Origin of the sequence: Lysobacter sp. H23M47 (assembly GCF_015209765.1) — a bacterium.
GTDB lineage: Bacteria > Pseudomonadota > Gammaproteobacteria > Xanthomonadales > Xanthomonadaceae > Novilysobacter > Novilysobacter avium.
In genome coordinates this window covers 165,149-188,804 of record NZ_CP063658.1, presented here as the reverse complement: position 1 = coordinate 188,804, position 23,656 = coordinate 165,149, and the positions used below count along the sequence as shown (strand labels likewise).

General features: G+C 64.6%; 18 protein-coding genes and 1 pseudogene. 6 read left to right on the top strand and 13 right to left on the bottom strand.

Annotation, left to right across the window (positions count from 1 at the left end; all coding sequences use genetic code 11):
• Positions 1-35 precede the first annotated feature (35 nt).
• From INQ43_RS00835 to INQ43_RS00820, 4 genes are read right to left on the bottom strand one after another with little or no spacing between them, the layout of a single operon-like run.
• The gene (locus INQ43_RS00835) at positions 36-527 is read right to left on the bottom strand and encodes a hypothetical protein (RefSeq protein WP_194036812.1); all 492 of its coding nucleotides are present in this window, start codon (positions 525-527) and stop codon (positions 36-38) included.
• Positions 508-2,520 (bottom strand): hypothetical protein, encoded by a 2,013-nt coding sequence (locus INQ43_RS00830; protein WP_194036811.1) that lies wholly within the window; start codon positions 2,518-2,520, stop codon positions 508-510. Before INQ43_RS00830 ends, INQ43_RS00835 begins: the two co-directional genes overlap by 20 nt.
• Positions 2,517-4,256 carry a hypothetical protein gene (locus INQ43_RS00825; protein WP_194036810.1) on the bottom strand — a complete coding sequence of 580 codons (1,740 nt, stop codon included), beginning with the start codon at positions 4,254-4,256 and terminating at the stop codon, positions 2,517-2,519. Before INQ43_RS00825 ends, INQ43_RS00830 begins: the two co-directional genes overlap by 4 nt.
• Entirely contained in the window at positions 4,249-5,508 is a 1,260-nt protein-coding gene (locus tag INQ43_RS00820; RefSeq protein WP_194036809.1) for a site-specific integrase, read from the bottom strand. Before INQ43_RS00820 ends, INQ43_RS00825 begins: the two co-directional genes overlap by 8 nt.
• Before the next feature lie 415 nt (positions 5,509-5,923).
• Between INQ43_RS00820 and INQ43_RS00815 the strand changes: the two are divergent.
• Positions 5,924-6,094, top strand: a pseudogene (locus tag INQ43_RS00815) (JAB domain-containing protein); the annotation flags it as partial.
• Positions 6,095-6,110: 16 nt separating this feature from the next.
• Here the strand turns inward: INQ43_RS00815 and tssH are convergent.
• The 8 genes from tssH to INQ43_RS00775 form a co-directional block, all read right to left on the bottom strand.
• A complete protein-coding gene (gene tssH / locus INQ43_RS00810) occupies positions 6,111-8,906 on the bottom strand; it encodes a type VI secretion system ATPase TssH (RefSeq protein WP_194036808.1) in 2,796 nt (931 codons plus the stop codon).
• A gap of 51 nt (positions 8,907-8,957) precedes the next feature.
• A complete protein-coding gene (tssG, locus tag INQ43_RS00805) occupies positions 8,958-10,046 on the bottom strand; it encodes a type VI secretion system baseplate subunit TssG (protein ID WP_194034741.1) in 1,089 nt (362 codons plus the stop codon).
• The gene (gene tssF / locus INQ43_RS00800; RefSeq protein WP_194036807.1) at positions 10,010-11,845 is read right to left on the bottom strand and encodes a type VI secretion system baseplate subunit TssF; all 1,836 of its coding nucleotides are present in this window, start codon (positions 11,843-11,845) and stop codon (positions 10,010-10,012) included. Before tssF ends, tssG begins: the two co-directional genes overlap by 37 nt.
• Positions 11,846-11,860: 15 nt before the next feature.
• Positions 11,861-12,346, bottom strand: a complete 486-nt coding sequence (gene tssE / locus INQ43_RS00795) for a type VI secretion system baseplate subunit TssE (RefSeq protein WP_194034739.1) — start codon at positions 12,344-12,346, stop codon at positions 11,861-11,863.
• Positions 12,347-12,459: 113 nt separating this feature from the next.
• Complete coding sequence (locus tag INQ43_RS00790) at positions 12,460-12,957, bottom strand: type VI secretion system tube protein Hcp (RefSeq protein WP_194036806.1); 498 nt, start codon at positions 12,955-12,957, stop codon at positions 12,460-12,462.
• A gap of 156 nt (positions 12,958-13,113) precedes the next feature.
• Positions 13,114-14,604 carry a type VI secretion system contractile sheath large subunit gene (gene tssC / locus INQ43_RS00785; protein ID WP_193985391.1) on the bottom strand — a complete coding sequence of 497 codons (1,491 nt, stop codon included), beginning with the start codon at positions 14,602-14,604 and terminating at the stop codon, positions 13,114-13,116.
• A gap of 4 nt (positions 14,605-14,608) precedes the next feature.
• Positions 14,609-15,118 carry a type VI secretion system contractile sheath small subunit gene (gene tssB / locus INQ43_RS00780; protein WP_194037498.1) on the bottom strand — a complete coding sequence of 170 codons (510 nt, stop codon included), beginning with the start codon at positions 15,116-15,118 and terminating at the stop codon, positions 14,609-14,611.
• A 40-nt stretch (positions 15,119-15,158) separates the two neighbouring features.
• Entirely contained in the window at positions 15,159-15,773 is a 615-nt protein-coding gene (locus INQ43_RS00775; RefSeq protein WP_194036805.1) for a tetratricopeptide repeat protein, read from the bottom strand.
• Positions 15,774-16,156: 383 nt separating this feature from the next.
• Here INQ43_RS00775 and tssJ point away from each other — a divergent pair, with 383 nt between their 5' ends.
• From tssJ to hemF, 4 genes are all read left to right on the top strand, one after another.
• Positions 16,157-16,735, top strand: a complete 579-nt coding sequence (tssJ, locus tag INQ43_RS00770) for a type VI secretion system lipoprotein TssJ (RefSeq protein WP_228062565.1) — start codon at positions 16,157-16,159, stop codon at positions 16,733-16,735.
• Positions 16,736-16,834: 99 nt separating this feature from the next.
• Positions 16,835-18,172 carry a type VI secretion system baseplate subunit TssK gene (gene tssK, locus INQ43_RS00765; protein ID WP_343221412.1) on the top strand — a complete coding sequence of 446 codons (1,338 nt, stop codon included), beginning with the start codon at positions 16,835-16,837 and terminating at the stop codon, positions 18,170-18,172.
• A 43-nt stretch (positions 18,173-18,215) separates the two neighbouring features.
• Positions 18,216-19,004: a type IVB secretion system protein IcmH/DotU gene (gene icmH, locus INQ43_RS00760; protein ID WP_194036802.1), complete on the top strand. Its 789-nt coding sequence runs from the start codon at positions 18,216-18,218 to the stop codon at positions 19,002-19,004.
• Positions 19,005-19,044: 40 nt separating this feature from the next.
• The gene (gene hemF, locus INQ43_RS00755; protein ID WP_194036801.1) at positions 19,045-19,986 is read left to right on the top strand and encodes an oxygen-dependent coproporphyrinogen oxidase; all 942 of its coding nucleotides are present in this window, start codon (positions 19,045-19,047) and stop codon (positions 19,984-19,986) included.
• 397 nt (positions 19,987-20,383) lie between these two features.
• Here the strand turns inward: hemF and polA are convergent, their stop codons facing one another.
• On the bottom strand, positions 20,384-23,194 hold the full coding sequence (polA, locus tag INQ43_RS00750) for a DNA polymerase I (RefSeq protein ID WP_194036800.1): 2,811 nt from the start codon (positions 23,192-23,194) through the stop codon (positions 20,384-20,386).
• Positions 23,195-23,352: 158 nt separating this feature from the next.
• Between polA and INQ43_RS00745 the strand changes: the two genes are divergently transcribed.
• Positions 23,353-23,655 (top strand): DUF2782 domain-containing protein, encoded by a 303-nt coding sequence (locus INQ43_RS00745; protein WP_194034732.1) that lies wholly within the window; start codon positions 23,353-23,355, stop codon positions 23,653-23,655.
• Position 23,656 lies beyond the last annotated feature (1 nt).

Genomic DNA, 23,656 nt, shown 5'->3' with positions numbered 1-23,656 from the left:
AACGTCTGCGTCGGGTCGACTGCGACCAAGCTCACTCACTCCTCGATCGATCGCAGCTTTGGCTTTGTACCCGCTGCCTTGCCACGATCCGCAGGACGGATGGGGACAACCGGATCGGGGGCCAGGGCGCGCAAGCGCCTGACCTCCATGGTCAGTTCAAGAATGTGCGCCTCGGCGCTCAGGAGCTTTGATAGGGCAAGATCGCGCTGAACCTTCATCGCCCTCATCTGCTCGCGAACCGCGCGCCTGGCGTTGCGCTCCGCTAGGTTTTTCTGTCGCCCTGACTTCTGAGCCGGATCATCCTTGTGCTCATCGATCCACTCGGCGATTTCACGGCATAAGTCTGGAAATCTGGAGGGGCGCAGAGCGGAGGGAATGACACCCGCTTCCTTTGCCACTGCGTTCTGGCTCATCTTCGTGCCTGTGGGCACGAGTTCCGTCTTACCCGTCTTGAGGCGCTCAAACGCCTCCCGGAACTTGGTTTCGGCACGACTCATGGTCACGACTTTATGTTTGATCAATGACATTGATGGCCGCCTTCGCTGCATTTAGATTGCCCATGAGCGACTGCTGTAGAGGAGAGTCCGACGAGACTTGACCGAGCTGGCTGTCAAATCCGGCAATCAGTTTGACCAAGATTGAGCGCCTGTCCTTGTTGATGATCAGCTGGTCGCAGGGCTTCTTGCTTTCGCCCGCAGTACCCATGCAAGCGGCGATGTTGGTCACACCGCCATAAACGCACGTGACCTGGGTGCAGCCCCCGAGTAGCGTTTCCCGATAGACGACCTTGCCTGACTTGGCGGCCTGGATCAGGCCTTTATGGTCACGCTCGGCGATCGGCCGCAGGATCTGCTCCTTGCGCTTCCCCCCGTGGGGCGAGATGTACTGGTCACCAGTGAGTTCAGCAAATCCACGCGCCACAGCCTCATACATCTCCTTGAGGAAAAATCCGTGCGCCTCGCCGTTGAGATCACTCTTGAGCCGGAAGTAGTTTTGCCCGTAGTAGCGCGTCATGACGACGGTCAGATGCTTGAGTTGGTAGCGCAGCGAACTCTCCGAAACCAGACCGCTCGCCAGCATGTTGCACACACCTGTCCGACGCAGCTGGTGCCATGCGAATGGCCACACTTTGCCCACGCTGTACTTCTTCGGATCGAGGCCGATCGTCATCGCCCGCGCGACATCAAGGTCAGCCTGCGTAATGCGCAGTTGCTCCGTGTCAAAGAGCTTGGATCGGCGGGCGACAATCCTGGCGTACTCCGGTACGCGCCCCCGTTCGCCCTTGCTTTCATTACCTTTGGACCAAGGTTCCTCGCCATGGCTCCATAGCCTTGGATGGGTGCGTTCGTGATCGCTTAGGTGTCGACGTGGATTGTGTTGCGCGGCTCCGAGTCTCAGCTGAGCCACGTGGGTCATAGCCTCGATGGCTATGCTCACGCTCGGCGAGCAGATCCAGCGAGCATCAGCGTCCTGCTGGGTCTTGCTCGTGACGCTGGAAAGCAGGTGCACATCCTGATTGAGTGCGTCATGCTCAACCGTGTAGCACCCGGCCCGGAGTTGCCCGCCTTCGTCCACGCGCATCAGCGAGAAGCTCAGCGCGTAAGCGGTGCCTGCCTCACGGACCGTGTTGAGCAGCTCGGTCAATCCGGCTATAGAATCGTCGCCGACCCAGCGCTGGATCAGGCCGTCAATGCCGAAGCGTTTAGCCGTATCCCGAAATGGGCCGTGGTAACGCTCACGGGCACCGTGAGGCTTTTCGCCGAACGGCCGGCGTGAACGGCTCAGCCCTTCGGTAAAGAGCGCCGCCCAGCCTCCGGCATTATCGTGATACGTCTTCAAGCAGAACGCAAAACAATCTGAAACTTGGTCCTTGTGCGAAAGATAGTCATCCAAGAACTCTCGCAACCGAATCAGTTGATAGGTCCAAATGCGAGGTGGGATATACGCCGTCTGCACCCTTCCATGCTCTGGAAGCTTCCCCGCCAGTCGCCTGATACCACCTTCATCCAGAATCGCGAAGCCTAGAGTTTCACGGTGCGCGAGTAGGCGATGCAGAAGGCCGATCATCTCCAGACCATCCGATGATCGAATCCGGGTTGCCACCGCATCAATTACGTTCGGGAAACGCGTTAGCTCGCTCATCAGGATGCCCTGTTCACTGCACAGCGCCGCAAGCTGACGTACTTGGGCTACGCGAACTTTCAAGGTTACGGCGTTCTGTACAGCCGCCGGCCCCCATAGCCACCATCCCGCAATCTTCCGCAGCAGGTCCGCGTTCTCAGGGGTGACCACGGCGCCCCGGCCACCACCATCACCAAAGGGCACGCTGCAAGTTTTGCCGGCCCATGGGGCCAGATTCCAAACAGGATCCCCGTAAACACACGTGACTACACCTTCGGAATCAATGACCACCGGGAAGTCCGGTGGTGGCGGCCAGGAGGGTGGGCGGAAATTGGCCGTGCCAGGCGTCACCAGCAGTGAATCAATTCGCAAGCCAGACAAAGGCAACTCGGGCGTCATATGAGATCCTCAATGATCTCGATCAACTCGGCCCAGCGAGGGTGATAGTCGCCCTCACGGACCCTCTCCTCAGCGTCCTTTACCCAATCCGCACACGCGCTGCTCTGCGCCGCTATCGCCTTCAATTTCATACTTACGCGATCTATGACGAGATAACCAGGGTGGAGCGGCTGACTGGCTGGCGGGTTGAAAAGTGCTACTTCCAAAGACTTGAGGTAGCGGTGACTAGCCAATCGCCAGCAGTAGTCCGGCGCCAACACATCACGCAAGTGCTCACACCACAGACAACCCTCCGGCGTCACACAATCCGGCTGAGGTGCTTCCTTGGGTGTCTCTGGGAGCGGGCCCGGCGCACCATCGCCCCTGACACAAGCGGGGAAGGTCCTTTGCCCGGGGAGAGCGGGGTCTGTCTTTGCGTGATATGCGCCGATTTCCTGTGAGGCCGACTGAAGATCACCCTCCTCGTACACGCGAAGCAGCGTCTCCTTTGTGTGCGCTGCCATCTGGGCAGACATGTCGGGGTCACGACTGCGCCGGAGCAGCCAGTTGATGCGGGTCTTGCGCAGAAGTCGCGGGCCAACGAAGGGGATGCTGAGCGTCTTGCAGTAGGCGCGTAGGGTATCGAATTGTGGCAGCGCATAAGCGGGCGGCACCTGAACCAAGTAGAGGCATGGGAATAGTCGGCCATCCTCCTCGTTCAAGCCCAACGCATCCAACCAGGCGAGGTATCGATTGAAGTGGTCGCGATATGCTCGAAAAACAATGAACTTCGCAACACCTTGACGGCGCGCTTTGTAGACGGCTCGTACGACGTAGTCCTGGTCGTGGGTCTGCCAGCGATATTCTGCTCGCGGCAGATCTTTCACCTGCGCCAGATTCATGCCGGACTGCGCGATGAAAATTAGCATCTCAGCGTGGATGCGGAGGTTGATCAACCATGAGCGTGCGTATTTTGCGTCGATATCGGGTGGCAACGGGGCGCGTGCTCGTATCGCCCTATCCCTGCGACCCTTATCCATAATTTTGTCGGGCACCAGATCAAAGTTGAATCGTCTTGAGGACAAGTCCAGCGTTTTATTACCGTCAGCCACGGCGATTTGTAATGGCATCGGGCCTCGCACCGCCTCTATGGTGAGCTGCGCGCATACATCGCTCAGGAAGTGACCAAACTTAAACGTGTCATCTAGGCGCTGCTTGTCGGCCTGGATTCCGCGCGAGCGCTTCGAGCTCTTTGGAATGGAAATTGAGGTGAGGTCACGGAGCGCTCGATGGGCGAGCGGTGCCTCGGGATCGAGAACCGGACCCAGCACATGCGCCAGCAAGCTCACCATCGCGTATGCAGAACGCTGCTTTAGATCCTTGATGATCTTGACGCGTTGCTGCAAATGGTCGGCGTAGTCGACAAAGAGAGCTTTGGCGGTTGCCTGAGTGAGGCGAGGGGCGTCACTCCGACAGTCTACCCATTGAATGAAGCAGGACACCTGCCCGTACCACGCAAGCTTGCTATGGACCGAGACGGGCGCATCCTCAAGCCGTGCATGAATCAACTCCAAAAGCTCCAGTCGCTCGGTGAGCGGTGGCCCCAACTCTCCCCTTCCAATGCGGTCATCTACGTCTTGACGACCGTTTTTGCCAGCGGCGCCGCGATACAGGAATCGCCTGAGGTCACGGCCATCGCCTCGCGACCCAGTGGGAATGGAGCGGATGAGAAGATCCGGGACGGTACGCTCAAGCACGACTTACATCACGCTTTGATAGACCAAGGAACGCCTGGGTGAAAGCATCTGCACTCTCCCTCATCGCCTTCGACTGCTCAATGAATTTCACGTAGTCCATGGTGGTATCGGCGTTGGCGTGGAGACAGGCCTCACGCACCAAGTCGACGGCCTCGCCCACAGGCAGCACCTTCAACGCCACCCGCATCAACAGGGTCGCGAAGGTTGCCCTCGAACGATGGAAGTAAAAGTCGCGGAACACGTGCACACCGGCGTCGAGTGCCTTCGCACGTAAGCGGCACATCTCCGTCGTCACGGCTCCTTGTGTGTAGGGGTTACCGTAGCGGTTCAATAACAGCAAGCCGCGATGCTCGGCAGCCGCCTTCGCTTGCCGCTTAAGACGCCGTGGGCTCGCTGCATACTCCAGGGCGCGGGCGCGCAGCTCCTCCCAGATGGGCACCTTTCCGCTGACTCCAAGTTTGGTGGCGACAGGCGGGCGGGCGGCGGGCCCCACATCCATGCGACGCCAGCCCGTTAGTGGATCAATTGTGGCGTGCTCCAATGTGGCGATCTTGAGGTCGCAGAGCGAGCCGAGGCGTAGTCCCGACCCAAAACCAATCGCCAGCATCAAGCTCAACTCATCGCTGGCATGCACGTCGGCGAAGGCTTGGATGTCGCGGCGCCCCTCCTCGGTGACAGGAAGAACGCCGTCTTCCAAGTGAAATCCACCTTTGACCTTGCGGTTTGGAATCACTAATTCACTAGTGATCACCCGCATGGTGCGCTCAAGACCAAAGGTATTCATGGTCTTGACCTTCAGCTCCCGGTCCTCCCACATCGAGCCACCAGGACAAATAAGGTCCGCCGCACGAGTCCAGCGATAGAAGCGTAAAACAGCGGCCATGCGGGCACTGGCAGTTGAAGGGGCGATCTCGTGCGCATCTCGCGCGGCGATGAGTGCCTTTCGAAACTTGAACAGGCAACGCTCCGACTTCTTCTCAGGGAAATGCCACCATTCGACGCCCTCGGCCTCCAGCCAGCGGGCGTAGCTGGCCAAATGTTTCATGGATGCCATGACCGTTTGGGGATCGCGCTGCTCAGCCAAATGGTGCGCCCAGAGGTTGGCTTGGCTCCAGGTCTCGCCGCTTGCCCAGACAATGGTAGGCAGCTCGCCATCGGCGCGAGACGCGCGCCAATCCACCGTATCCGGCGAGTCCCCTTCAGGGACGTTTGGCTCGTGCCGCTGGAATCGAATGACTTCAAGGGTAGCCATGCGGCACCCCAAGCAATTTGGTGATTGTGGCCGTATGCACGGCGGCTGACTCGGGCGACGTCAGCGCTAGTGGCCTCGGCGAGCTCAACCCAAGTGCCTTGGCGCCGCTGCTTGGAAAGGCGCAACGTCGCCCAGCCAGGTTGATGCACGCAGCCGCCAGGGGGTTCTCGCCCACTTGCTCCACAAACCACTCAAGCACACGGCGATCCCTATCTGACTCAACGACGATTTGCACTCTTGCCCCCCGCGCGGTGAACCAGCCCTATTGGTCTCAACGACTCAGCTGACAAGAGTTGCGACCAAAACGGCCGGCTGCTGTCAGCCAGAGGCAGAGCGTTGTCTGTAGGAAGAAAGCGGAAAGACCCCCTGTCACCACTTTAGTTCGTAATGGCGGCCTGTCAACAGGCGGCATGTAATGGTTGTGGGCCACAACCATCCCAGCGGAAATCCCGAACCCAGTGCGGCCGACCGTGCCGTGACGGCGCGCCTGAAACAGGCGCTGGCGCTGGTCGACCTGCGCCTGCTGGACCACTTCGTCATCGCCGACGGGCCGCCGGTGTCGCTGGCGGCGCGTGGCTGGGTCTGACGGCTGCGGCCGAAGCTCACTGCATCCGGTAACGGAAGTTGCCCTTCCTGTCGGCGGATACCTTGATTCGGGCGATCTGCTCGCCTTCGGCCATTTTCGCCAGTACCGACTCGGCGATTTCCGGCAGAAGGGTCCCGTTGAGGATGTTGTCGACGTTGCGTGCGCCCGAGTCGACCTCGGTGCAGCGCTGCAATACCGCCTCCACCAGCGCCTGGTTCCACTCGAAGACCGCCTTGTGGTTGGCTGCGATACGCTCGCGGATACGGCCCAGCTTGAGCTCGATGATGCGGGCCAGCACGTCGTCACTGATCGGGAAGAACGGCACCACCTTCATCCGCCCCAGGAACGCTGGCTTGAAGGTCTTCATCAGGACCGGGCGCAGCGCGTCGGCCAGGTCATCGGAGGATGGCAGCTCGCCGGCCGGAACGTTCAGGCAGGACTGCATGATCTGGCTGGAGCCGATGTTGCTGGTAAGGATGATCAGGGTGTTGCGGAAGTCGATCTCGCGACCCTCCGCATCCTCCATCTGGCCCTTGTCGAAGACCTGGAAAAACATCTCCAGCACGTCCGGGTGCGCCTTTTCGACCTCGTCCAGCAGGACCACCGAGTAGGGATTGCGGCGCACGGCTTCGGTCAGCACGCCGCCCTCGCCGTAACCGACATAGCCGGGGGGCGAGCCTTTCAGGCCGGACACGCTGTGCGCCTCCTGGTACTCGCTCATGTTGATCGTGATCAGCTTGCGTTCGCCGCCGTAGAGGATGTCGGCCAATGCCAGCGCGGTTTCGGTCTTGCCGACACCGGAGGGGCCCACGAACATGAAGACGCCGCGCGGCTTGTCGGGATCCTCCAGCTTGGCCGACGCGGTCCGCACGCGCTGGGCGACCGCGTCCAGGGCGTGGTCCTGGCCGATCACCCGCTCGCCCAGCAACGGCCCGAGAGTGCGCACGGTACGGATCTCGTCCTTCACCATCCGCCCCAACGGCACTCCGGTCCAGGCGCTGACGATCTCGGCGACCACCCCGCCGTCCACCTGCAGCGGCACCATCGGGGCCTCGCCCTGTAGGGCGCGTAGCTCGGCCAGCAGCAGGTCGAGTTCGGCAAGCCTGGAGTTGGTCGCAGGAGACGATTTCTTTGGCGCCGCCTTGCTGGTAGTGCCGGCTTTGACCGCTTGGGGGCGGACCGCGACTGCGGTGTCACCGTCATCATCCCCTGATGCGTCACGGTCATCATCGCCACGACCCGACGCGAGTGCCGGCTTGCCGCCTGTCCCCCCGTGCGCGTCGGCTTCCAGTGAATGGCGCAATTGCTGGATCTGCTGCGCCAGGGCGGTTTCGACCTGCAGGCGCTCGCGGCTGCGCTCCAGTACCTCGGTGGCCGCGGAGTGCTCCGCGGTCAACTCGGCCACGCGCTCCTGGTGGCGTGCACCGGCGACGGTTTCGCGGCGCAATGCAGCCAGTTCCGCGTCAAGCCGATCCAGATACTTGACGGTGTCCTCGATGATCGCCGGCGTCGCGCTCTGGCCCAGCGCAACCTTCGCGCACGCGGTATCCAGCACGCTGACCGCCTTGTCGGGCAACTGGCGGCCACTGATGTAGCGGTGCGACAGACGCACCGCCTCGGTGATCGCCTCGTCCATCACGCGGATGCCGAAGTGCTTCTCCATCAGCGGCACCATGCCGCGCAGCATGGCGGCACACAGCACCTCGGACGGCTCCTCGATCTTGACCACCTGAAAGCGGCGGGCCAGCGCGGCGTCCTTCTCGAAGTACTTCTTGTACTCCGACCAGGTGGTCGCGGCGATGGTGCGCAACTCGCCGCGTGCCAGCGCGGGTTTGAGCAGGTTGGCCGCGTCGCTCTGCCCGGCCTGGCCGCCGGCACCGATCATGGTGTGCGCCTCGTCGATGAACAGCACGATCGGATGCGGGCTCTTCTTGACCTCGTCGATGACGTTCTTGAGCCGGTTCTCGAACTCGCCCTTGACGCTCGCCCCGGCCTGCAACAGGCCCATGTCCAGGGTGTGCAGTTCGACGGCCTGCAACACGTCCGGCACGTCCGCCGCGGCGATCCGCAGCGCCAGCCCCTCCACCACCGCGGTCTTGCCGACCCCCGCCTCGCCGGTAAGGATGGGATTGTTCTGGCGCCGCCGCAGCAGGATGTCGATCATCTGCCGGATCTCGGCATCGCGGCCGATCACCGGGTCCAGGTGGCCGTCACGCGCGCGCCGGGTCAGGTTGGTCGTGTACTGGTCCAGGGCGGGTGTGCGCGACAGGCCGGGGTCCGCTGCATTGTCCTCACCGTTGGACTCCGCCCCCGCATCGGCAAAGCGGACATCGCCGGCTTCGATCGAGCCTTCGGTGAGCTTGGCGAAATTGTGCTTGAGCTCATCGCGCTTGATCCGGACGAACTGGCCCGAACCCCGGTACGCCAGCTGCGACAGGCCCGGCTCGGTCAGCAGGGCCAATAGCAGGTGACCACCGCGGATGCGCGTGGTGTGGGAGTCCAACGAGGCCAGCAGCCAGGCGTGCTGGAACAGCGTGGGCAGGTGCGGGGAAAAGACCGGCGTGCGCGTGTTGCCGGCCTTGAAGCGGCCGACTTCCGCTTCCAGATCCTTGCGCAGGCTGTCCACGCCGATTCCGCTGCGCTGCGCGATCAGGGCGACATCGCCCTGCGGATGCTCCAGCAAGGCCAGGAAAAGGTGCTCCAGGTCGACCTCGTAGTTGCCGCGCGCCATGCACAGGTTGGCCGCGCGCTCGGCGGATTGGCGGCAGGTGTCGTTGAGCTTGCCGATCAGGGTTTTCAGGTTGGTATTCATGCGTTGCGATCCATGCGGTGTCGTCTCCAGGGCGGCGCTGTCGCGCCGTCGTCATTGCAGTGTGTGGATCCCGTAACGGGTATCCGAGCGCGGCGCCGGCGGCGGGCGCGAGCACAGGTAACTGTCGAAGCCCAGCTCGCAACCTGTCCCGGCCCGCAGGGCGATGCCGCGCAGATGCGCCGGTTTCAGGCTCAGTCGGACCTCGTATTCCAGGGTGCTGCCGGTCAGCAGGGTGAGCCACTTGGCCAGTGCCTTGGCCGCGCTGCGTCCGGGCAGGAAGCCGTCAAACTGCGTGCGGTCCAGCGGTCCAATCCACAGGCGCAGCTTCAGGTCACGTTGCCAGACGCGGTTGCCGGCGAGCGCCGTGCTGCCCAGCGCCGCGTTGCCGACGCCCAGCCGCGTCTGCTGCGCCTCGGGCACGCGGTACCAGGCGCCTACGAACTGCTCCACGCGCAGCGGCACCTTGAAGTAGTCCGCGAGGATCCGCTGCAGCATCACCGCCGACAACGGACGCTGGCGGATCGCACCGGCGTAGTGGGCGACGGCGTGATCGAACACGTCGCTGTCTTCGCCGCGCAGGCGCCCACGCAGGCCGTTCGTGCCCATGCCGGCGAGTGCCAGCACCAGCGGCAGGAAGCGCTCGTCGCCGTCCATTTCGAACTGCAGGCCCAGGCGGTACTTCTTCCACGCGGCGTAATGCAGGGCCACTGCGCGGTTGCCGAAGATATCCAGGAAGGCGCGGGCGGTGCGGTCGCGCTGGTAGGTTTCGCGCTCGGCGAGCGCCTCGGTGTAGTGCAGGGGCAGCACCCCATGGCTGCCCAGCATGCCCATGAAGGCCGGCGTCAGATGGACCTCGCCCAGTTCCTCCATGGTGATGGCGTGTTCGACCGCGGCGTCGCGGTCCAGGGCGGTTCCGTCGCTCGCATAGGCCTGGGCCGATTCGATCTGGCTGGCCGGGAACCCCAGTGACATTGATGTGCGAAAACGCAGGCTGCGCGACACCACCTCGCCGGGCCGCTGGCCCTGCTTGATGAACAGTCGCTCAAGGATCCGCAGGGCCTGAAAGAACTCGAAGCGCTGCGGTCCGGCGAGCAGCTGCTGGGCTACCCCAGGATCGATTCGCCGCTTCGCGGTTCGCATCGCATCAGTTCCTCGCCGTTGTCGGCAGACAGCACGGTCAGTTGGGTGAAGCTGTTGGCGTGCACATACAGCCCAAAGAAGTGGTCCAGCACACGGGCGAAGGTCGCAATGCCATGCCCGACAAAGGCGGCCTCGTCGATGCCAAGGCGGATCTCGATCCCGCGCACCACGCTGGCGAAATGCTTGCCGGGCAGCCATGCACTGGCGCTGCGGTGCTCCAGGGAGACAATGCCGTCGATCTGCCGTCCCGAGGTGCTGGTGCGCGCGATGTCGTACAGCCGCAGCATCTCCTTCAGCGCCGGCAGACCGTCCTGGCTCAGCGACAGATGGTTGAGCGAGAGATGCGAGACCAGTCGCCACTGCGCACCGCGGCCCCGCTCGAAGCGCATCGGTCGGCTGGGCTTGCGCAGCAACGCGATCGAGCGCGCGGGACCGCCGCCCTCCACGGTCAGGTCGCCGCCCTGCACGCCATAGGCGAGAAAGCTGGGAAGGTCACGGTTGCTGCAGGTCAGCTCGAGGCTGACCACGTCGGTCTGCGGCTGGACCGGATTGAAATCCAGGTCGACGAACGACAGTTCGGTCTCGAACCCGGGGCTGCTGCGTGCCACCTGCTCGTCACGATGGGCGAACCAGTAATGGCCGGACTCGTCAGGCAACTGACCGTGCTGCAACGAATAGAACGGGCGGAACTCGGTCACCTTCTCGCCCTGGGCGGTCTGGCGGATCCGCTTGACCGAGTCGATCGACACCACTTCATAGGCAAACGCGCGCCGCGCATCCGCCACCACCGGATACGAGGTGCTGCGATGGGTCACCCGGATGGGCTCACCGTGCTGCGCAAACAGGTTCACCACCGGCGTGCATCCCAGCAGGATGTTGGTCGCCGAGAGCGATTCCAGGATCCGGGACACGGTCGCGTCCGCCGCCTGCGCGCCCAAAACCAGATGAATGGTGAACGTTGCGCCGGCACTGCCGTGCAGAGGCCTCAAATCCAGGTCGAAGAAGCCGAACTTCTCCGGAAATCCGAACAATTCGGTCAGCAGCCGGTACGCCGGGTGCGACCGTTCGGGATAGTCGATCAGCGACTCGTCGGCGCCGAATCCGGCCTGTCTTAGCGGTGATTCCGCCAGCACTTTCCAGCGCCCGCTGCCGGCCGCTTCCAGATAGGCGGCCCTCACGCCAAAAGCCAGGGTGTCACGCAATGCAGCGCAGAAGCTGGCCTCGCCTTCGGTGAACAGCCGCAGGGTGTCCAGACCCAGTGCGGACAGCTGCTGGTGCTCGCCGAGCAACTCGAAGCTCAGCGATATCTGTCCCCCACAGCCTGGCGGCAGGCTGGTCGCCATGGGCACCTCGGCGATCGCGCGGTAGCGCGCTTCGCGCAGTCGGATCGGTGCCAGCACCACGTCGAAGGTGGAGCGAAAGCGGCAGCTGACACCGCGTACCGCGCGCGAGTGCAGCAGCGTGTCGCGCGGAATGTGGACCGGTGCACTGAGCTGGGCGAGCGCGGGCCCCATGTCGAAGCGGGCGATCGAACACGACGGGAACGGGCGCAGGTAGTGGGGGTACATGACCTCCAGCAGCGCCTCGGTGAACTCCGGGTAATCGTCCTCGATCTTCTTGTTGGTGCGCGCACTCAGCAGCGCGAAGGATTCGATCAGGCGCTCGACGTGCGGGTCCTGGCTGCCATCGGCGGACAGCAGCAGGCGGCCGGCGATCTTGGGGTAGCGCTCGGCGAACTCGCGGCCGTGGCGGCGAAGGTAGCCCAGCTCACGTTCGTAGAAAGGCAGCAGGTCTTCCATCAGCTGCGTCTCCGGTCAGGCCGCCGCACGGCGCAACCTGCTGACCGAGTACTGCAGGGTGCTGGGCTGCAGCATCGCGTCGAAACTGATCGGTTCGCGGGCAGGGCGCACGTCCAGGAGACCGTGGATCGAGAAGTGCAGGCCACCCACCGAGCGGCTGTTGCCTTCCAGGGTGACGCGGACGTTGTGCAGGCGCGGCTCGTGGCGGGCGATCGCCTGCTCCAGGGATCGGCATATCGCGGCACGGTCGTGGCCGTTGGCCAGGCTCATGGTGGAGAAGTCGCGCAACCCGTAGGTCACCAGCGAGTTGCGGCAATGGGGGAATTCCTTCAGGTCGTCCTCGGAAAAAGCGGCCCGGCTGTTGAGCAGGCCTTCCAGGTCACGGGCGACCGATTCCTTGTACTGGTCCAGCGAGATCGACTTGAAAATGCCGCTGGCAGCGGTGACGCGCGGTTGATCGTCGAACAGCTTTTCCAGAAGGCTGGGTTCGAATCCTTTCATGGTTCCCTGTCTGCCTACGCGCCACTGGCCGGACGCGGAGTGCAGCCCGGAAATACAATGCGATGACGACCGGCTGGCCGCCATCGCACCGACCCATCAGGGCTTTACGACCGTCAGACCCGGTAGCTGGGCGTGTTGTCGGTGTTGCTCCACTGCGCGACGGCCTTGCCGCCGACGCCGCCACCCTGCTTCTGCTGGGTGTAGGACCACTTGATCGCACCGAAGCTCAGCTGGACCTGCTCGGACGGCATGCCGTCATGGCCCATGCCGGTGGTGACGCGGTGTACCAGGACGTTCAGCAGTTCGATCGTGTAGTAGTTGATCGCCTTGCCGTCCTTGTCGGCGCGCATGAACTCGATGCGGGCCTTGGGGAACGTGGTGCCGTTGGCGCACGCCTGGAACAGGGCCGTCGATGCGAGGTCGATACGCTTGTTGATCTCGATCGGGGACATTTCCACGCGTGCCGCGGTGGTGCCGCCAGCGCTGGATGCAGTGGCCGAACGCGGCTGCAGGACATCCTGTTTGAAGGACTCGATCTCGATCCAGTCCTTGTGCTCGGAGTCCTTGGACTCGCCCTTGATGGTGTCAATGCTGAGGAATGCATGCTGCATGATCTGGTTTCCTTTTGTTCCGTTCTTCCGTGAGAGTCAGCACCGGGACGAACCCGGCGCAGTAGTTGCTGCCAACTTGATGGAACCAAAACGGCGGCCAGCCTGGCGGGATCTCTGCCCCGCGATGTCAACCGCCTTTCAGCACGCGAGTGGCGGTTACCCCTTGGCGCTGGCGGGAAGCTCAGCGACCAGGCGCAAGGACACCGACAGCTCGTCGAGCTGGAAATGCGGGCGAAGGAAGGACACCGCCCGGTACACACCGGGTTTTCCGGGCACTTCCGACACCTGCACCGAAGCCTCTCGCAGCGGGTATTGCGCTTTCGCTTCCTGCGTCGCGTTGTCATCCAACAACACGTACTGCGCAACCCACCGGTTGAGGAAATCCTCGACGTTACCGGCCGAGGCAAAACTGCCGATCTTCTCGCGCATCATTGCCTTGAGGTAATGGGCGACGCGGGAGACGGCAAACATGTACTGCAGTTGCGACGACAGCGATGCATTCGCATTGGCCGCGTCGGTGTTGTACTTCCTGGGCTTCTGCGCCGACTGCGCCCCGAAGAACGCGGCGTAATCGGTGTTCTTGCAGTGCACCAGGGGAATGAAGCCCAGGTCGGAGAGCTCCTTCTCGCGCCGGTCGGTGATCGCCACCTCGGTCGGGCACTTCAGGGCCACCTCGCCATCGTCGGTACGGAAGGTGTGGGTCGGCAGGTCCTCGACCAGGCCGCCACCTTCCACGCCGCGGATCGCCGCGCACCAGCCGAAGTCCTCGAAGGCCTTGGTCAGCCGCGCGCCGAACGCGTAGGCGGTGTTGCACCACAGGTACCTGGAGTGGTCGTTGCCGTCGACATCCTCGACATAGTTGAAGCCCTCCACCGTGGTGCCGTCCTTGGGGTTGTACGGCAGTCGGCCAAGGAAGCGCGGCAGGGTCAGGCCGACGTAGCGGCTGTCCTCGGAATCGCGGAACGACTTCCACTTGGCGTACTCGATGGTGTCGAACACCTTGGCCAGGTCGCGCGGCTTGCCCATCTCGGTGAAGCTTTCCAGCCCGAACATGTCCTCGCTGGCGGCGGCGACAAACGGGGCGTGGGCTGCGGCGGCGACATGCGACATCTGCTCGATGAAGTACATGTCCTCGGGCTGGCGGCCGATGTTGTAGTCGCCCAGCAGGGCGCCGAACGGCGAGCCACCGAAGGTGCCGAACTCCTCCTCGTACACCTTCTTGAACAACGCGCTCTGGTCGAAGTCGATCGCCGACTTGAAGTCCTTGACCACGTCCTTCTTGGGCGCGTTGAGGACCTTGATCTTCAGCTGCGTCCCGGTCGAGGTCTGGCTGCACAGATAATGCAGGCCGCGCCAGGTGGACTCCAGTTGCTGGAACTGCGGAGCGTGCATCACCGCGGTCAGCTGCTCGGAGATCATCCGGTCCAGTTCGGCGACGCGCGCGTCCAGGGTCAGGTTGAGGTTTTCAGAGACCACCACGGTGCCCTTGAGCACCTCGCGGGCGAGCTCGGAGATGATGTCGCGGGCACGCTGGTGCTCGGCGTCGGATCGGGCGACCTTGCTCTGCTCGACGATCTGGTCGAGCAGACCCGGCTCGGACGTGGTGGTCGCGGCCTGGGCGGGCGCCGCGCTTGCCTGGGTGTTCATCGCGTTACTCCTCGTCAGCCGGGTCGTTCTGGCCGAGCTGCCGGAGCTGCTCGGTATTGGCCAGAACATCGTTGAGCAGGTCTTCGAGCTTCTCGTTTCCGGCCACCTTGTTGCGCAGGTCGGCGAGCTTGGAGCGCGCTTCCAGCAGCTTGCGCAGCGGTTGGACCTGCTGGACCACCGCCTCGGGGCGGAAGTCGTCGATCGAGTTGAACATCAGCTCGACGGCGAACTCGCCGCCGTTGTCGGAGAGCTTGTTCGGCACCCGGAAGGCGGCGCGCGGCGCCATGCCGGAGATCACCTCATCGAAGTTGTCCAGGTCCACGTTGACGAACTTGCGGTCCTTCAGCTTCGGCAACGGCGCCTCGGGCAGGCCGCTGAAGTCACCCAGCACGCCGACGACGAAAGGAATTTCCTTCTGCTCGATCGCATCGCCCTTCTCCACGTCGTAGGTGAGCTGGACGCGCGGCGGACGCACCTTCTGCAGGCGCTTCTGGGTGCTTTCCTTCTTGGACATCTTCATCGTCTCCCTGACGATCACGTGCGAATTCGGAGGCTCAGTTGCCCATGCCACCGAAGGGGTTGGCGATATCCGAAGCGCTCTTCGGCTTCTCGGCGGCCGGCGTCGCCGGCTTCGGCGGTGGCGTGCTGGCGCGTCGTGTCGGGGTGCGCGTGCGGGCCTTAGGGGCTGGCGGTGGGCCGCTGTCGAGGATGGTGTCGCCCATGGTGGCGCGCATGGTCGCAGCCAGACGCTCGGCTTCGATGCGGGCCGTTTGCGAAGCCAGAGCACCACTGCCCTGCAGCCGCTCCAGCGATTGCGACGCGATGCGCAGGCCGGAGACGGTCAAGACGCTGTCGGCGACCTGGTCGGCGGGATCGCGTTGCAGGACTTCTTCAGCAGCGACGATGGCGCGGCCGTAGTTCCCGGCATCGAATTGCAACTGGGCGATCCGCAGCCATGGCTGCTTGCTGGTGGGGTCGGCCTGGGCCGCTTCGTCGAAGCTGACCAGCGCCGACTCGACGCGGCCCGCCTTGACGGCGGCCTCCGCGTTCTCCAGCACCATCGCGTAGCCACCGGTCTTGGCCGGCATCGTGCTGCACGCGGCCAGGATCGGCACCAGCGTGGCAACACCCAGCACACGGCAGAAGACGGAATACGGGAACCGCTGCATCTCTCCACTCTCCTTGTGAACCGCGCACTTGGTGCGGCGGCCTGTCACTCCATGAACAGTACGAAGGCACTTGCTGCGCCTTCGACTAGATATAGTAGCCTACGCCACCGGCCGTCAAGCGGTTCGTTGGCGGCGGGTATTGTTGACCATGCATGGCTTGATGCCAAGTCGGCACATGCCGTCGCGTGTCGTCGGAGCAAGCCACGGTTGCCGTGGCGGGGATATTCCCGGCATGGTGATCCAGGCATGGAGGCCCGAATTCACGAATGGAGTGGCACGCAATGGATGCTGGTTACCGCTGTTCCGATACGGATTCCCTTGAATCACCCTCTTCGCGCACACGGCCGTCGCGCCCGCCCATCAGCGCCGCGCGACGGCTTTGCTTGCTTCTGGTCACAGCCGCCTGTCTGGCGGTCTGCGGATGCGCGAGCCAGGGCGCTGGCGTCAAACAGGCATTCGGCAAGACGCTGCAGGCGGTCGGCCTCAAGCAGGGTGAAGCGCAGTCCGGCGAGCTGCCCATCCGCCTGTATGCAGGCGACAACCTCAACACCGGAGACGATGGGCGAGCGGCCGCGCTGGTCGTTCGTGTGTACCAGTTGCGCAATGCCAAGCGCTTCAACGAAGCCGCCTTCGACGTGTTCCTGGACGAGCGGCGCGAGCACGACGTGCTCGGCGATGACCTCGTTTCGGTCACCGAATTCCTGCTCACGCCCGGCAAGCGACATGAAGTGCTGGAAGCGCTGGCCGACGATGGCAACCGCGTCGGCGTTGTCGCACTGTTCCGTGCCCCCGCACCCACCCGCTGGCGGTTCACCTTCGACACCGGCCAGACCAACGCCGAAGGCATTACCGTCGGCCTGCACGGCTGCGCGATGACCACCGCCTCCGCAGGACTGATCACGAAACTTTCGACGCCCCCGCACAGCCTGTCGTCCAGCCGCTGTGGACCGCTCGGAAGGTGATCCGGACGGCCGGGAGAGTTCTTCCACACATGGTGTAACCTGCCGGCGAACGCATGGAACGCCGGGATTTATCAAAGGATCGAGTGACGCATGACCGGGATGTCAAAGGTTTTCTGGGGCGAGGGCCTGTTCCTGCGCCCGCAGCACTTCCAGCGTCAGGACGCGTACCACGAGGCCCGCGTGCAGCGCATGGCCACCACCATCGCGCCCTATTCCTGGGGGTTGCGCCACGCCGAATTCGATGGCCAGGCCCTGGCCGCCGGGACACTGCGCCCGCAGCAACTCTCGGTGATATTCCCCGACGGCGAGTTCTACAGCGCGCCCGGCGATGACCTGCTGCCCGAGGCAATGTCACTGGAAAGCCTGCCCGATGGGGTGCAGACGACCACCGTGCATCTGGCGCTGCCGCTGCTGAAAGAGCATGGCGGCAACTGCGCCGGTGCGCCCGACAGCGGCGGCAACAGCCGCTACATGCAGGCCAACCGGGCGACGACCGATCTGTACACGGATGCGGGCGAGGCCGAGCTGGCCTACCTGGGCAAGAACGTGCGCCTGCTGCGCGATGATGAGCCGCGCGACCCGTATGTCAGCGTGCCGGTCGCGCGCATCCGCCGCAGCGCGACCGGCGGCTTCGAGATCGACCAGGGCTTTGTCGCGCCCAGCCTCAGTCTGGGATCGGCGCCGCAGCTGCAGCTGCAGTTGCGGCGCCTGCTGGACAGCCTGCAGGCCAAGGCGGACGCCCTGCACGGCCTGCACCGCGAGGCGTCCCAATCGGTGGTCGAGTTCCGGTCCGGCGACATCGCCTCGTTCTGGTTGCTGCACACCGTCAATGGCGCCTTTGCCGCGCTCTCGCACCTGTTCCGCCATCCGGGCCTGCACCCGGAGCGGTTGCATCAGGAGCTGCTGCGCCTGGCCGGCGGGCTGCTGACGTTCTCGCGCAGCCACACCCTGGCCGACCTGCCCAACTACCAGCACGCGCAACCCGAGGCCGGGTTCGAGCGCCTGTTCGAGATCATCCGCGCCCTGCTGGATACCGTGATTTCCGCGCGCTACTTCAAGATCGCGCTCAGCGAGGTCAAGCCGTCTTTCCATCTCGGCCGCCTGGATTCCCAGCGCATCGACGAGGATTCCGCGTTCTACCTCGGGGTCAGCGCGGACATGCCGGCCAACGAGCTGGTCCAGACGGTGCCGGTGCGCTTCAAGGTCGGCGCGCCGGACGACGTGGACAAGTGCGTGCTGTCGGCGTTGCCGGGCGTGAAGCTGGTCCACGCCGCGCAGGTTCCCGGCGCCATCCCGGTGCGTACCGGCGCGCAGTACTTCGCCATCGAGGCACGCGGCCCGTTGTACGAGCGCATGCTCAAGGCCCAGTCGCTGATGATCTACGTGCCCTCGGGCGTGCGCGAGCTGAAGCTCGAGCTGATCGCCGTGGCGCCGTAACGCAGCTACCCACCACAACACCACCCACGCCAGGCAGGACGCCATGAACTACCCCAACCCGCCGGTTCCCCACCGCATGCCCTCGCTGGGCCCGGCCCATGCCGGGCTGCCGCAGTCCGGCGCCGCCACTCCGCGCAGCCTGCTGGAGCTGATGGCCGACGGCTTCTACCTGTTGATGCTGCTCAAGCGCGGCCAGTTGCCGTCCAGCGAGAGCGGCTTCGTGGCCTCAATCCAGCGCTTCCTGGAAGGTGTGGAACGCGGCGCGGCCAAGCTCGACATCGCCGCCGAGGACATCTATGCGGCGAAATACGCCTTCTGCGCGGCGGTGGACGAGGCAATGCTCGGCCAGCCCTCGTCGCTGCGCGAGGAATGGGAACGCAACCCCTTGCAGTTGCGCCTGTTCGGCGAGCACCTCGCCGGCGAGCACTTCTTCGACCGCCTGGAGGAGTTGCGCGCGCAGGGCGCGCCGCGGCTCCCGTCGCTGGAGGTCTACCACTACTGCCTGCTGCTCGGCTTCGAGGGCAAGTACCGTCTGGAAGGCCCGGAAAAGCTCGGCTATCTGGTCGCCCGTCTGGGCGACGAGATCGTCTACCTGAAGGGCAAGCGCACCGGCTTCGCGCCGCACTGGGCGCCGCCGGACCGGGTCACCCACGCGCTGCGCCGGGTCATGCCGCTGTGGGCGCCGCTGGCGTTGTTCGCGGTGCTTGGCCTGGGGGCGTATTTCACCCTGAGCGCGATGCTGGCGCGGGATACCGGCAAACAGCTGGCCGGGTATCAGCAGGTCGTGCAGATGCCGGGCAAGACCGCGCACGTGACCATCACCCTGCCTTGAGTGGACCGATGCGGTGGCGGGTGTCCACTAGAATGGACGGATGAACCTGTCCACATCTCACAAAGAATCCGACCACGACTTCGCGCGTGTCCGCAGCTACCTCACCGACCTGCAGGACCGCATCTGCGCCGCGATCGAGCAGGCTGACGGCAGCGCCCGCTTCGGCGAGGACAACTGGGTCCGCGCCGAAGGCGGCGGCGGTCGTACCCGCATCCTGCGCGACGGCGCGGTGTTCGAGCAGGCCGGCATCGGCTTCTCGGATGTCTCCGGCAGCACGCTGCCGCCGTCGGCAAGCGCCAATCGTCCGGAGCTGGCCGGAGCGGCGTGGCGGGCGATCGGCGTATCGCTGGTGTTCCACCCACGCAATCCTTTCCTGCCGACCACCCATGCCAACGTGCGCCATTTCCGCGCCATGCGTGACGGCGAAACTGTTGCTTCCTGGTTCGGCGGCGGCTTCGACCTGACCCCGTTCTATCCCTTCGATGAAGACGTGCTGCACTGGCACCGCACCGCGCGCGAGCTGTGCGCGCCCTTCGGCGGTGACGCCCGCTACGAGGCGCACAAGCGCTGGTGCGACGAGTACTTTTTCGTCAAGCACCGCAACGAGACGCGCGGCGTCGGCGGGCTGTTCTTCGATGACCTGAGCGAGGACTTCGAGCGCGAGTTCGGCTACATGCGCGCGGTCGGCGACGGCTTCCTGGATGCCTACCTGCCGATCGTGGAGCGGCGCAAGGACGTTCCCTACGGCGATCACGAGCGCCAGTTCCAGCTCTACCGGCGCGGCCGCTACGTCGAGTTCAACCTGGTGCTGGACCGCGGCACCCTGTTCGGCCTGCAGTCGGGCGGGCGCAGCGAATCGATCCTGATGAGCCTGCCGCCCTTGGTGCGCTGGGAATACGGCTACACGCCGGAAGCCGGCAGCGCGGAAGCGAGGCTGGCCGACTACCTGCGGCCGCGCGACTGGTTGAACGAGTTGGCTTGAGTTGGAACCGCGGGCAATAAAAAGCCCCGCAGGCAGGGGGGGCCGGCGGGGCTGGTGGAGCCAGGCCTGGGGAGGGGCTTTGGCTCCGGGATCACTCCAGGGGAGGGAGAGATCTGCGACAGGCGTTGCACCTGTCGCGAGCATATGACCACTTTCCACATTGACAGTTCGTGAAGATCGATGCCGGTGACCGATAAGATTCAGGAGCGATTCATTGCCCGAATGTCTTCGAACGTGCTGTTAAAATAACGTTATTCGAATGAGCTGGGGCGAACTTTGCCAAAACGGTCCGGCAGCCATTCCCCAAGGGCCCGGAAGCGGGGGTTTAGCACCCCGGGGTGGGGCTTCCGCCCGATTCGGCCAACTCAGCTTCCAGGGGTCGCAAGCCGGTTCATCCTCAGTGCGCTTCATCCCAGTTGGCGCCCACGCCGCTTTCCACCAACAGGGGCACCCGCAATTGCGCGGCACCGACCATGCGCGCGACCACCTCCTCGAGCAGCGTGTCGACAAAATCGGCATCGACCTCGAACACCAGCTCATCGTGCACCTGCAGGATCATCAGGGCGCGCCCGGCGTGATCGGCAAGCCATGAGTGGATCTCGATCATGGCGCGCTTGATGATGTCCGCCGCGGTGCCCTGCATCGGCGCGTTGATCGCCGCGCGCTCGGCGCCGGCACGCAGGCCCTGGTTGCGGGCGTGGATGTTGTCCAGATACAGGCGGCGGCCGAACACGGTCTCCACATAGCCGCGCTCGCGGGCCTGCTCGCGGGTGCGGTCCATGAACTCGCGCACGCCCGGGTAGCGGGCGAAGTACAGGCCGATGTAGTCCTGCGCATCGCCACGGGACACGCCCAGCTGCTTGGCCAACCCGAACGCGCTCATGCCGTACATCAGGCCGAAGTTGATCGCCTTGGCGGCGCGGCGGTCGTCGCTGCTGACGGTCTCCAGCGTCTTGCCGAACACCTCGGCGGCGGTCGCCTTGTGGATGTCGGCGCCGGCCGCGAATGCACGCAGCAGGCCCTCGTCGCCCGACAGGTGGGCCATGATCCGCAGCTCGATCTGCGAATAGTCGCAGGCGACGATGCGCCGGCCCGGCGGGGCGACGAACGCGGTGCGGATGTGGCGGCCATCGACGGTGCGGATCGGGATGTTCTGCAGGTTGGGGTCGCTGGAGGCCAGACGTCCGGTGGCAGCTCCCGCCTGGTGGTAACTGGTATGGAGCCGACCGGTGTCGGGGTTGATCATCTGCGGCAGCTTGTCGGTGTAGGTGCCGCGCAGCTTGGCCAGGCTGCGGTAATCCAGGATCACGCGCGGCAGCTCATGCAGGTCGGCGATCGCCTCCAGCGCCTCCTCGTTCGCCGAGGGCTGGCCCTTGGGCGTTTTCACCATCGCCGGCAGCTTGAGCTCCTCGAACAGCAGCGCGCACACCTGCTTGGGCGAATCCAGGTTGAAGCTGCGACCGGCCAGCTCGGTCGCCTTCTGCTGTGCCTCCAGCATGCGCTTGCCCAGGTCGGCCGACTGTTTTCGCAGTTCGTCGGCGTCGACCAGCACGCCGTTGGCCTCGATGCGTTCCAGCACCGGCACCAGCGGCATCTCGATCTCCCGGTAGACCTTCTCCAGTGCGGGCTCTTCGGCCAGCTTCGCCGACAGCACGCGGTGCAGGCGCAGGGTGATGTCGGCGTCCTCGGCGCCGTAGTTGACGGCATCGTCGACCGCCACCTGGTTGAAGGTGATCTGCTTGGCGCCCTTGCCGGCGATGTCGGTGTACTTGGTGGTCTCGTAGCCCAGGTAACGCAGGGCGAGCGAGTCCATGTCGTGGCGGGTGGCGGTGGCGTTGAGGACGAAGCTCTGCAGCATGGTGTCGTCGGCGTAGCCGCCGATCGGTACGCCGTGGCGCCGCAGCACGTGCATCTCGTATTTGCCGTGCTGGCCGATCTTGCGCCTGGCCGGGTCGGTCAGCAGCGGGCGCAGGGCGTCGAGCACCTCGGCGCGGTCCAGCTGCGCCGGCGCGCCCGGGTAGTCGTGGCCGAGCGGGATATAGCAGGCACGGCCCGGCTCGACCGCGAAGCTCAGGCCGACCAGGTTGGCGCGCATCGCGTCGAGCGAGTCGGTCTCGGTGTCGAAGGCAAACTCGTCGGCGTCCTGCAGGCGGGCAATCCACGCATCGAGCTTTGCGCGGGTGTCCACGCACTCGTACTCGCCGGGGGCGGACAGCGCGGGATCCGGCGCCTCGGACACGGCCGTGTTGTTGCGCGCGTAGCCGGCGGCCGTGTTGCGCACGCTGCCGGCATCGGTCGCCGCATCGCCCCGGCCATCGCCGGCATCCCCGGGATCCCCGCCCAGGTCACGCAGGGCCTGCTTGAAGCCATAGCGCGCGTACAGGCCGCGCAGCTCCTCCACGTGCTGCTCGCGCAGGACCAGTTCGGTGGGGCTGAGACCCACGTCGACATCCAGCTTGATCGTGGTCAGGGTGCGGTTGAGCGGCAGGCGGTGCAGCGCGGCGCGCAGGTTCTCGCCGATCTTGCCCTTGATGCTGTCGGCGTTGGCGATCACGCCATCCAGGGTGCCGTGCTCGGCCAGCCATTTGGCCGCGGTTTTCGGGCCGCACTTGTCCACGCCGGGGATGTTGTCGATCTTGTCGCCCATCAGCGCCAGGTAATCGACGATCTGGTCCGCGCGCACGCCGTGCTTTTCGATCACCGCCGCGTCGCTGTCCATGCGGGTGCCGCTCATGGTGTTGACCAGCGCGATACCCGCGCGCGGCGCCCCGTTGTCATCCTGGCCACTGCGCACCAGCTGGGCGAAGTCCTTGTCGCTGGTGGAGATGGTCACGTCGATGCCGGCATCGGCCGCCTGCACCGCGAGCGTCCCGATCACATCATCGGCCTCGACGCCGTCGATGCGGATGATGTCGATACCCAGTGCGTGCACGATGTCGCACATCGGCTGCACCTGCGGGCGCAGGTCATCGGGCATCGGCGGGCGGTTGGCCTTGTAGTCGGGATCCAGGTCGTCGCGGAAGGTCCTGCCGGGCGCATCGACCACGAACGCGATGTAGTCCGGGTTCTCCTTCAAGGTGGCGCGCAGCATGTTGACCACCCCGAACAGCGCGCCGGTCGGCTCGCCGTCGGCGTTGGTCAGTGGCGGCAGCGCGTGGAAGGCGCGGTAGAGGTAGCTGGAACCGTCGATCAGAACGAGTCTTTTCATGCGTTGATTCTACTTGCCATGCCGGTAACGGCGGCTCACCAGCTGCGCAGCGCGCTCCTGCGGAGCTTTGCCGTCCCGCCCACATGCACGCGCGGTATCCTGAACCGTGTCCGGCCCTCGCGCCGCCACCCTTGTCTCAATCGAATGGAGAGTGCGCCATGCGTATCGTCCCGACCCTGTTGATCGCGCTTTCCCTCGCGCTGGCCGGCTGCACCACCACCGGCGGCCAGCCCGACCCGAACGACCCGACTGCGGACCTGCGCAATGCGGAGGTGATCGAGAGCGTGCAGGACAACGGCGACGTGATCCAGGAATACCGGGTCAACGGCCAGCTGAAAGTGGTCAAGGTCACCCCCCGCCGCGGGCCGACCTATTACCTGATGGACGACGATGGCGACGGGTTCCCGGATGAGGCGTCCGAGGATGCCAAGGTGTACTGGAAACTGTTCGAGTGGAACTGAG